This window comes from Franzmannia qiaohouensis, assembly GCF_031451695.1.
Classification (GTDB): Bacteria; Pseudomonadota; Gammaproteobacteria; order Pseudomonadales; family Halomonadaceae; genus Franzmannia; species Franzmannia qiaohouensis.
The window spans coordinates 1-3,267 of record NZ_JARWAM010000039.1 but is presented as its reverse complement, the minus strand read 5'-3'; the positions used below and the strand labels follow the sequence as shown (position 1 = coordinate 3,267).

Annotated in this window: 2 protein-coding genes; both read left to right on the top strand. The window is 58.1% G+C overall.

Annotated features, from left to right (window positions below; genetic code table 11):
- The first annotated feature begins 608 nt into the window (after positions 1-608).
- Positions 609-1,733 (top strand): PheS-related mystery ligase SrmL, encoded by a 1,125-nt coding sequence (gene srmL, locus QC821_RS21590; RefSeq protein WP_309725587.1) that lies wholly within the window; start codon positions 609-611, stop codon positions 1,731-1,733.
- Between the two features lie 178 nt (positions 1,734-1,911).
- Positions 1,912-3,213 (top strand): ISL3 family transposase, encoded by a 1,302-nt coding sequence (locus QC821_RS21585; RefSeq protein WP_309725585.1) that lies wholly within the window; start codon positions 1,912-1,914, stop codon positions 3,211-3,213.
- Positions 3,214-3,267: the final 54 nt, after the last annotated feature.

Below are 3,267 nucleotides of genomic sequence, written 5' to 3'. Positions count from 1 at the left end.
GGGTATCCGGATTAAATGGTTGATATGCGAGATTGGAAGATAAGCGACAAGTGAAACTCACAACGGATTAACTGATTGATGGCTGCTCAGTATGTTCACTTGATCGAAGTTGAGGGTATCCAGATAAATGGTGGATCCGATCCGACGAGCAGGGGCCGAGCCGGCATCCTCTGAGAGTCGCGATAAGCCAGGGATCTCGGGGAGAATCATATGCGCGAGGACGATGCGGGGCAGTGACCTGTCCTGATGATCCGTGGCAGCGCACGTCGCTGGGCGACAGCTTGGCTATGCCGCTCGCCTTGCTGGAGACCCGCTGGTGAGCACTGTGGCACGTGCCCTTCTGCTTGGGGCAGGCTTTGACAAGGCAGAAACGCCCATGCTAAGTTCACGACCATGATTTCATATTTGGCAGTTTGCCTCACTCCGCGATTTATGCACCCCCGGGATCCTTACGGCATCGGCGGGCGGTGAATTGTACACCTCTGAAAGCGGAACCCCCGGGCCAGATCCCGGGGGTTTTTGCTTTCAGGCGGCCTCCCATTCATCGAGAGTTTGATGAGTAACGCCTGATTTTTCCGCCGGTACCTACATCCTGGAGAAATCAGAAAATGTCTACGTTGTTATCCTCCGAAGCACTATGCTCCGCCCTCAACCTTGCGGACCTGACCAATCCGCGCCAGGGTACGCATGCCATGCAGTTGCTGCTGCAGGAAATCAGACAAGCACTCACCAAGCAATGGCGCTGCAGGCAGCTCATGATTCGCAGCGGCTCTGTTGTGCCAATTACTAACAACTACGACCGTTTGGGCTACCCACCGGAAGGTGCAGCGCGGGACGCTCGCTACACACGCTACGTCGCCGATGGTTATATCCTGCGCACCCAGACGTCGGCGGCCATTCCCGATCTGCTGGACGGGCTGAGCTTGGACCCACCTGATGACTTGTTGCTGCTCTTACCGGGACTAGTCTATCGGCGCGACAGCATCGACCGCTTGCACTGTGGCGAACCGCACCAGTTGGACCTCTGGCGCCTAGTGGACGCTGCCCAAGGATCGGAGATGTCGGTATCCGAGTTACAGCAAATGGTTTCGGTGGTCATGGCCGCCGCCGTGCCCGGCCTGGAGTGGCGCACCCTAGCGTCGCCTCACCCTTACACCGAGCAAGGGATACAAATCGACGTTCGTTGGCGGAATGAATGGATTGAGGTTGGTGAGTGCGGCCTAGCGGCACGCGGGATACTGAACCAAGCGGGCCTTACTGGCCATACTGGTTTGGCCATGGGACTGGGGCTCGATCGGTTGCTGATGCTGCGCAAGCGGATCCCCGATATTCGGCTACTGCGAAGTGAAGACCCGCGCGTGCGCACGCAGATGAATGACCTGGATACCTACAGGCCGGTATCTGCGATGCCTGCCATTCGTCGGGACCTATCTCTCTGCGTCGATACTTGGATTAACGAAGAACTTATCGGCGACATGGTCCGCGAACGGTTGCCCGAAGCGGAGAACATTGAAGCTCTGCTGATCAAGGCGGAAACGGCTTTCGAGGATCTACCGGCGTCGGCCCATCAACGCATGGGAATGAAGCCAGGGCAGAAGAATATCCTGCTGCAACTGACCCTTCGACACTTGGAGCGGACTCTGACCGACGAGGATGCCAACTTTATCCGCAACCAGGTCTATCGCCTGCTCCACCAAGGTGAACGCCAAGAACTGGCGCAGGATGGCAGTTGAAAGCAACCGCACCCGGGCATTTCCCTGGGTGCGGCTTCCGATCAGCCCCACCGCATAGTGGGGCAGCACTCGACACTGTCCAGCACCGCCTTGAGGGAACGCCTACTCCAAGCGGTGCAGTGTGTCTCAGTTAGAGAACCACGATCACCGATTGTCAATGTCGACAAGGAAAGTTTGCATGACCATCCTGCCCGATAACATCCTTCATCTTCCTGAGTACCATATCCTGGATATTAGGGATGAAGAGCACGACCTCCACTTCCGGTTGGAAGCCCCCCATTCTGTAGCCTGCGAGGAATGTGGCGTAGAGGGGGAGTTTGTTCGATTCGGTAAGCGCGATGTTGCTTACCGAGACCTTCCCATCCATGGCAAGCGGGTCACCTTGTGGGTGGTTCGCCGGCGTTATACCTGCCGTGCCTGCGGGAAGACATTCCGCCCGACACTTCCAGAGATGGAGGATACCCACCGCATGACGCGGAGGCTTTACAGCCATGTCGAGAAAGAAGCTTTCAACCACCCTTACGCCTACGTGGCCGATAGCACGGGCCTTGACGAGAAGACCGTTCGCGAGATCTTCAAGAAGAAGGCCGAGTTTCTGGGCCGCTGGCATCGCTTCGAGACGCCCCGCTGTTTGGGTATCGACGAGCTGTACCTAAACCGTCGATACCGCTGCATCCTGACCAACCTGGAGGAGCGCACCCTGTTGGACCTGCTACCCGGTCGTCAGCAGGAAGCGGTGACGAAGCGGCTCATGAGCATGGCCGAGCGCAATCAGGTCGAGATCGTCAGCATGGACATGTGGAAGCCCTACCGCCGTGCCGTCCAGACGGTGCTGCCACAGGCTCGCATCGTGGTCGATAAGTTCCATGTTGTGCGTATGGCCAACGAAGCCCTGGAGAAGGTCCGCAAGGGGCTCAGAAAGGAGCTGACGGCCAACCAACGCCGAACCCTCAAGGGTGACCGGAAGATCCTGCTGAAGCGGGCTCACGACGTCTCCGACCGCGAACGTCTCATCATGGAAACCTGGACGGGGGCCTTCCCTCAGCTCCTGGCAGCCTACGAGCACAAGGAGCGGTTTTACCACATCTGGGACTGTGCCACCCGGCGAGATGCTGAGAAGGCGCTGGCTGCATGGATTGACGGCATCCCACGGGGGCAGAAGGAGGTCTGGAAGGATCTCGTCAGCGCCGTCAGTGGCTGGCGTGAGGAGATGCTGACCTACTTCGAGACTGACATCCCGATCACCAACGCCTTCACCGAGTCGATCAACCGGCTGGCCAAGGACAAGAACCGCGATGGCCGAGGCTATTCTTTCGAGGTGATGCGAGCCCGGATGCTCTACACCACCAAGCACAAGAAGAAGTCGCCGCAGACCAAGAAATCCCCCTTCCTGGGCAAGGCCACCATGACCTACGGCAGGGGTATCCCCGAGTCCGAGAAGAACTTCGGCGTCGATCTATCAACCTTCTGGGAGGATTAAGGTCTGGGCGGGGCGTAGGTGCCCCCTCAACCATTTAATCCGGATACCCAGAAT